Here is a 5,895-nt window from a genome sequence, read left to right as displayed (position 1 = left end):
GGCTGGTGCTCCTGCGGGGGGTCGGTGCTGACGGACCGGCGACGGCGGGCCCAACGACCCCCGCTGCCCTACAGCGTCAGGTCGGTGGCGTCGTTGTCGGCGGCGTCGAAGAGGTCGGCGGTGGTCGCGCCGTTGATCCCGATCACCAGCAGCTTGTTCCGCACGTTCGTCGTGAGCTCGATGAGGTTCACCGTGCCCTTGTCCGCCTGCTTGTGGTACTGCCCGCCGATCTCGTCGTCACCGGCGGCGAGGCGGTTGTTCACCTCGATCCGGTGCACCTCCTCCTTGATCTTGTCGACGAGCGCGGACATCTCCTCGAAGTGGCCGAACACCTGCTTCAGGTCGGTGAGTTTGACCAGCCGGTCAGCCATTGAAGTCCTCCTGCTTCGTGCGGGCCGGCTTGAGGCCCTCCCCGCGCTGGGGCCGCATGGCGATCAGCGGCGCCAGCACCTCGTCCAGGTCGGTCGGGCCGGTCAGCGACTCCCGGAGCAGGTCGCCGACGCCCTCGAACGCGCTCATGGACTTCATCACCTGCTCGCCCATCCGGGCCCGCGCCTCGTTCAGCACGTCCGTCAGCACGGTGGCGAGCTGGGCCGGCGCCATCGTCCGGTAGTCGGAGGTGTGGAAGGTCAGCGAGACCACCTCGCCCTGCGGGCCGACCTTGGCGGTGACCATCCGGTCCTTCGACATCGCCGAGGCGGTGGCGGCCTGCAACTCCTGCTGCGCGGCCAGCATCCTGGCCTGTTGCTCCATCATCTCGGCCATCACCGATTCGAGTTGCTCCGCGAACGAGAACGACATCTCTCCACCTCTCCTGACGGCCGCGAGCCGGCCGCCGCTCCGCTCCACTGATCGGTGCCGCCGGTCAGCGGCCGATCACACCGCTCACCGTGCCGGTGTCGGTGCCCCAGACCTCTTCGTCCTCGGACAGCCAGGTGGTCCGCTGGCGGTCCTTGTCGCCCTGGCCGCCCGCCCCGCCGCCGGCCCCGCCCATCGGCATCATCGGCGCGCCCGAGCCGCCGCTGGTGGAGACCGAGCGGCCCATCATCTGGGCCTCCTCGGCGGCGGTGGCGGAGGCGGCCCGCTGGAGGGCCGTCTTCTGGGCGGCGGCCTCGGCGGCGGCCATCTTCGCGACGGCCGGGCCGCTGTTCTCGACGGCCTTGGCACCCAGCCCGCCCCCGCTGCTGACGAGCCTGGCGCCCGAGCCGCCGCCCAGCGGCGTGATGCCGCCGCTGCCGGTCGAGCTGCCCGGCGTACCGGTGGAGCCGCTGTAACCGGTGCCGTAGCCGCCGAGCAGGCCGTACGAGGAGGAACCGGTGGACGAGGTGCCCTGGTACGAGTAGTCGCCGCCGGACGATCCGGTCACCGTGCGGCTGACCGGCGTCGACGTGGCGAGGACGTGCTCCTGGTTGGTGAGCTGCTGGTTGAGGTTCGAGATCGGCTTGCCGCTCGGGTCCAGCAGGGTCCCGTCCGCGGCGATGGTGTCACCCTTGCCGAGCACCACCGGGTTGCCGTTGACGTCCAGCACCGCCTTGCCGTCCTTGTCGACCACCGTGCCGTCCTCCCGGACGGTGGAGCCCTTGGGCACCTTGGCCGTGCCGCCGTACAGGCTGCCGCCGCTGGTGGGGGCCACGGTCGACCCCTCGGGCACGACCACCGGCTTGCCGTCCTTGGTGACCGGCTTGCCGTTGGCGTCGTACAGCTGCCCGCCCGCGCCGATGTAGCCGCCGGGCGGCAGCAGGACGGGCTTGTTGTCGGCGCCCAGGACGGGCTTGCCGTTCTTGTCCAGGACGGGGGTGCCCGTGCCCGTGCCGGAACCGCCGCCACCACCGGTGATCGAGCTCGGCAGGCCGGAGCCGCCACCGCCCGTTCCCGAACCGCCGCCACCGGTGCCCAGGTTGACCGGGCCCGGGGTCTTGACGCTGCCGCTGCCACCGCCTCCGGTGCCGCCACCGCCGGTGCCGCCGGTGCCGTCCGGGATCTTCGTGTCGGGCAGCCCCGTCTTCGGGTCGACCTTGGGCGGGTCCACCGTGGAGGTGTCGGGCTTCTCGACCGTCGGCGTCCGGATGGACACCGGGATGAAGGGCATGCCGAAGTCCGTGTGCAGCTTGTCGTAGGCGGCCTTCACCGTCGCGAAGTACGTGCTCGCCTTCAGGTCGAGCTGCTCGTGGACGTCCTTCAGCCAGATGGCCTTGGCCCTCGCCTGCAGCGCGTCGAAGAACGCCTCGCTGTGCGGGTCACCCAGCACCGTGGTGACCGTCACGGTGTCGTCGACGGTGTTCAGTACCGGCTGGCAGTCCTTCAGTACCTCTCTCATCGCCTTGAAGGTCGCCGCGGCCGGCCAGGCGTACTGCCCGTCGAACCAGTCCCGGTAGACCTGGCCCAGGCCGAAGACGGCAGGGGTGATGGAAGTGCCCGCCGCCCTCAGGTCGGTGGCGTAGTCGGGGATTTCGAGCTGGATCCCGATGCTTTCGAGTTCGCCGGCGAAGCCCTCCAGCAGCACCTTGAACTCCCCTGCCGCGCTGCCCTGCCAGCTGCTCCCCGGGGAGTCGATGTCCGCGGCCCAGTCGGCGACCGTCGTCCGCCAGCCTGCCACCTTGTCCTTCAGGCCCTTGAACGCGTCGGCGCCGTCGAGGAAGCTCCAGAGACTGACCGTGTCGTTGGCCTGCGATCCGCTGCTCAGCGGAACGAGGATCTCGGACGGCTGGTGGGTGTACTTGGACAGGACTCCGTCGGTGGCGTTCCCCCACTTCGACCAGTCCATGTTGACGGCGATGACGCAGCTCTGGTTCGCTCCGTTGCTGTCGTTCCAGTTCCACGCCCACCAGACGTCGTAACTGTCCTTGCCCGAGAGCCAGTCGTGCGCCTCGCCGGTACCCGTGTAGTGCTTGGCCTGCACCTCGCACTTCACGGTGGAGGCGAACCAGGGGGCCACGCCGGCTCCCGCGATCTCCGAACGGGTCACGATCTTCCGCTGCGTCGAGTCGGCGAGCGCCAGGAGCATTCCGTCCCAGTCCAGTTCACCGTGCTTCTCCTCCGGTGTGCTCATGGCCGTCTCGCTCCAAGCAGTGGGATGTTCGTGGTCTGTACGGAAGATGGCCCGGCGGGCTACGGGGTGGTGGTGGGTTTGGGGGCGCCGGCCCCCATCACCTTGTTGAGGATCTCCATCATCTCGGCGGCCGTGATGGCCTCCTCGTGGGCCCGCTCCATCGCGGCCAGCGCGATCTTCAGCTCCACCCGCGCCGTGCCCAACTGCTGGACGAGAGTGTCGATGCTCCCGTACAGGGCCTTGCAGAGGGCGCCGAACTCCTTCTGCACGGTGGTGGCGAGACCGAAGTTGGTGTACCCGGCCAGCAGCTTGTCGTAGTTGCTCTCGGAGCTGATGCCGCCGCCGCCGAATCCCCTGATCACCTTGTAACTCGGGTCACCCTGGAGCTCCTTGATGAAGTTCACCAGGGTGGTGTCCGCGAAGTACTTGAGGTCCTCGGAGCTGACGCTGAGCGTGCCGCCGCCGTTCGTCCCGTCACCCATCGCCGCACCCGCCGTGCCGGTGGCCGTCCGTCGCCGCCGTCACTGGCCGATCCCCTGACCGCCCTTGGCGTCCGCGTCGCGCAGCAGGCCGTGCATGGTGCGCAGCACCTCGGCGCCCTTGGCGATGTCGTCCGTCATCGCGGCGTCGCTGTTGGCCAGCGCCGTGTAGAACTCGTGGGCGGCGGTGGCGAGATCACCCTGGAGCTGGTGCTCGGCGGTCTGCACGGCCCGCAGGCAGTCCTCCATCCGGCTGTGCATGCCGGAGCTCGCCTGGGTGAGCGCGTCGGCGGCCTCGTCGATGTTCGCGTGGTTGAGCTTGATGTCCGACATGGACGGATCCTCTCGGTCGGTCGTGGCCGGGCCCGGGGCGCCGGCTCGGGGCTGTCGGCCCGGCGGCGGTGGACCGCCGGGCGGGGCGCTGCGGGGAGTCGGCGTCAGCCGCCGTTGAGCACGTTGAAGACGTTGTTGCTGCCGGGCGACCAGCCGCTGCCGAGCCCGAGTGCCTCGGTGTGGGCGTTGTTGATGCCCTGGTGCCCGCGGGCCAGGCCCGCGTGGAAGGTGTCGTAGGCCTGCTGGAGCTGGCGGTACTTCTCCTGCCAGTCCGCGATCCGCTGCTGGTAGGCGGTGCTGCAGGCGGCCTGGAAGTGCTGCTGGATCTCGCCGTTGACGGCCTCGACGTTCTGGCCCGCCGTGCGCATCGACTGCATGTGGGTTTCGAGGGTCGCCAGGACGCTCTGGACGACCGCGTCCTCTGTCTGCAAGCCGGGAGTGCTCACCGGATTCCCTTCGTCGGTACGGGCATTCGTGCGGCCGGGGCCGCACCTGGTGACCGGGCCGGGTGGCCCGTCACTTCGTTCAACGGGGCCACCGTGCCGGGTGGTTCAGCGAACGCAGGCGGGCTGTGCGGCCACCGGCGCCGGGGCGGCGCCGGTCAGCAGGGCGGGGTCGAGGCTGGGGCCGGTCGGCAGCAGGGTCAGCAGGGCGTCGGGGACGGCCGGCGGTGCGGCGGCGGCGTAGCCGAGCTGTTTCGCGACCTCGGCCGAGGCGAGCGGGAACTTCACCCCGGTGTCGGTGACCAGGTACAGCGTGGAGCCGCTGCCCGCGCCGGACAGCGCCCGGACCAGGGCCCCGCCGCCGGGCGCGACCGCGATGGCGTCGGCGCCCGCGCAGGCCGGCTCCACACCCGGCTGGGCGGCCGGCGCGAGGCCCGTCACGGCGGCGTCGGGGAGCAGCGTGACGGCGGTGGCGGGCGCCTGCTCGCCGAGCCGCAACTCGGCGCACACGCCTTTGCCCTGGGGGACGTTCAGCAGCTGCGGCGGTGCGGCGGGCAGGCCCTGGCCGGCGAGGCCGGCCGTGACGGCGGCCGGTGCGGGGTGCGCCGCCAGGTCGATCGGCCCGAGCACCACGGGGACGACGGCGGCGTCGCCGTAGGCGCCGTGCTGGGTGCGGGAGTCGCCGCGCAGCAGCTCGAACATCGTCCGGCCGAGCGGGGCCAGGCCGGACGCGGTGAGCAGGTACGGGTCGCCGCCGGGGCCGGTGAACAGCTGGCCGACCCTGGTCGGGTGGGTGGCCAGGGTCGGCCCGGGGTTGCCGCGGCCCTCGATCTCGGGGGCGCCGAGGTCGGGGCCGGCCGGGAGGGCGTTGAGGAAGGCGGTGGTGACCGGGTAGGGGGTGGCGGAGGCGTAGCCGAGGGCCTGCCGGGCGCCGGCGCGGGTGTCCAGGCGCAGCCGTCGGCCGTGCCAGAGCAGGTACTCGGCGCCGTCGGGGGCGGCGGTCAGTACGGCCTGGTCCTCCGTCAGCCGTTCGCCCGGCCGGTCGGCGCCGACGGCCAGGGCCAGGCCGGGGATCCGGCTGCCGGAGGGCGCGGGGCGGCTCTGCGCGCAGGCGTACCAGGGGGCGCCGGTGAGCCTGGCCGCCGTGGGCAGGCCGTCGGGGGCGCCCTGGATGCCTACCGGGACACCGCGCGGGGTGCCGTCCAGCGACTTCACGCTGACCTGGTCGACCACCAGTTGGTCGCCGGCCAGCAGGCGGGCACTGGCCTCGTTGAGGACGGGGTGCAGTTCGCCGTCCAGGAAGAGGTAGCGGGCGCCGCTCTCCTTGACCACCACCAGCGTGCCGGGTTTGCGCCAGCCGGTGGCGCCACCGGGCACGACCAGGCCGTACAGGGCGACGCCCACGGCGATCAGCACCGCGACGGCGAGGCCGAGCACGCTGCCCCGGGAGGTGCGGCCGGCGGGGGTGTCGACGGCGTCGGGCTCGCCCCGGAGCATGCCGGTGGCGAGCCTGCCCATCACGAACAGGTGGGCCTGCACCTGGTCGCGTTTCGATTGCATCTGGGGTTGTCTCCTCGGGGCGCGGTTCGGG

7 protein-coding genes are annotated in these 5,895 nt (G+C 71.9%); all 7 read right to left on the bottom strand.

Features of this window, described 5'->3' with window-relative positions; all coding sequences use genetic code 11:
- Nucleotides 1-68 precede the first annotated feature (68 nt).
- The 7 genes from ACFUK0_RS07365 to eccB all read right to left on the bottom strand — a co-directional run bounded on the left by ACFUK0_RS07365 (nt 69) and on the right by eccB (nt 5,864).
- On the bottom strand, nt 69-371 hold the full coding sequence (locus ACFUK0_RS07365) for a hypothetical protein (protein WP_380247150.1): 303 nt from the start codon (nt 369-371) through the stop codon (nt 69-71).
- A complete protein-coding gene (locus tag ACFUK0_RS07360) occupies nt 364-801 on the bottom strand; it encodes a YbaB/EbfC family nucleoid-associated protein (RefSeq protein WP_380247148.1) in 438 nt (145 codons plus the stop codon). The genes ACFUK0_RS07365 and ACFUK0_RS07360 overlap by 8 nt, the downstream gene beginning before the upstream one ends.
- Nucleotides 802-865: 64 nt before the next feature.
- On the bottom strand, nt 866-3,049 hold the full coding sequence (locus ACFUK0_RS07355; RefSeq protein WP_380247146.1) for a hypothetical protein: 2,184 nt from the start codon (nt 3,047-3,049) through the stop codon (nt 866-868).
- 59 nt (nt 3,050-3,108) lie between these two features.
- Entirely contained in the window at nt 3,109-3,531 is a 423-nt protein-coding gene (locus ACFUK0_RS07350) for a hypothetical protein (protein ID WP_380247144.1), read from the bottom strand.
- Nucleotides 3,532-3,570: 39 nt separating this feature from the next.
- Nucleotides 3,571-3,861 carry a hypothetical protein gene (locus ACFUK0_RS07345; protein ID WP_380247142.1) on the bottom strand — a complete coding sequence of 97 codons (291 nt, stop codon included), beginning with the start codon at nt 3,859-3,861 and terminating at the stop codon, nt 3,571-3,573.
- A gap of 104 nt (nt 3,862-3,965) precedes the next feature.
- Nucleotides 3,966-4,307: a hypothetical protein gene (locus ACFUK0_RS07340; protein WP_380247140.1), complete on the bottom strand. Its 342-nt coding sequence runs from the start codon at nt 4,305-4,307 to the stop codon at nt 3,966-3,968.
- A gap of 105 nt (nt 4,308-4,412) precedes the next feature.
- Nucleotides 4,413-5,864: a type VII secretion protein EccB gene (gene eccB, locus ACFUK0_RS07335; protein WP_380247138.1), complete on the bottom strand. Its 1,452-nt coding sequence runs from the start codon at nt 5,862-5,864 to the stop codon at nt 4,413-4,415.
- Nucleotides 5,865-5,895: the final 31 nt, after the last annotated feature.

It is taken from the genome of Kitasatospora sp. NPDC057223 (genome assembly GCF_042669755.1).
Taxonomy (GTDB): domain Bacteria; phylum Actinomycetota; class Actinomycetes; order Streptomycetales; family Streptomycetaceae; genus Kitasatospora.
Note: the sequence above shows the minus strand (reverse complement) of the source record. Positions and strands in the feature narration are given on the sequence as shown.

Bases quoted from the DNA above. Each gene is read 5' to 3' on its own strand.
- ACFUK0_RS07360 (WP_380247148.1), bottom strand. From the start codon at position 801: ATGTCGTTCTCGTTCGCGGAGCAACTCGAATCGGTGATGGCCGAGATG.
- ACFUK0_RS07365 (WP_380247150.1), bottom strand. From the start codon at position 371: ATGGCTGACCGGCTGGTCAAACTCACCGACCTGAAGCAGGTGTTCGGC.
- eccB (WP_380247138.1), bottom strand. From the start codon at position 5,864: ATGCAATCGAAACGCGACCAGGTGCAGGCCCACCTGTTCGTGATGGGC.
- ACFUK0_RS07350 (WP_380247144.1), bottom strand. From the start codon at position 3,531: ATGGGTGACGGGACGAACGGCGGCGGCACGCTCAGCGTCAGCTCCGAG.
- ACFUK0_RS07345 (WP_380247142.1), bottom strand. From the start codon at position 3,861: ATGTCGGACATCAAGCTCAACCACGCGAACATCGACGAGGCCGCCGAC.
- ACFUK0_RS07355 (WP_380247146.1), bottom strand. From the start codon at position 3,049: ATGAGCACACCGGAGGAGAAGCACGGTGAACTGGACTGGGACGGAATG.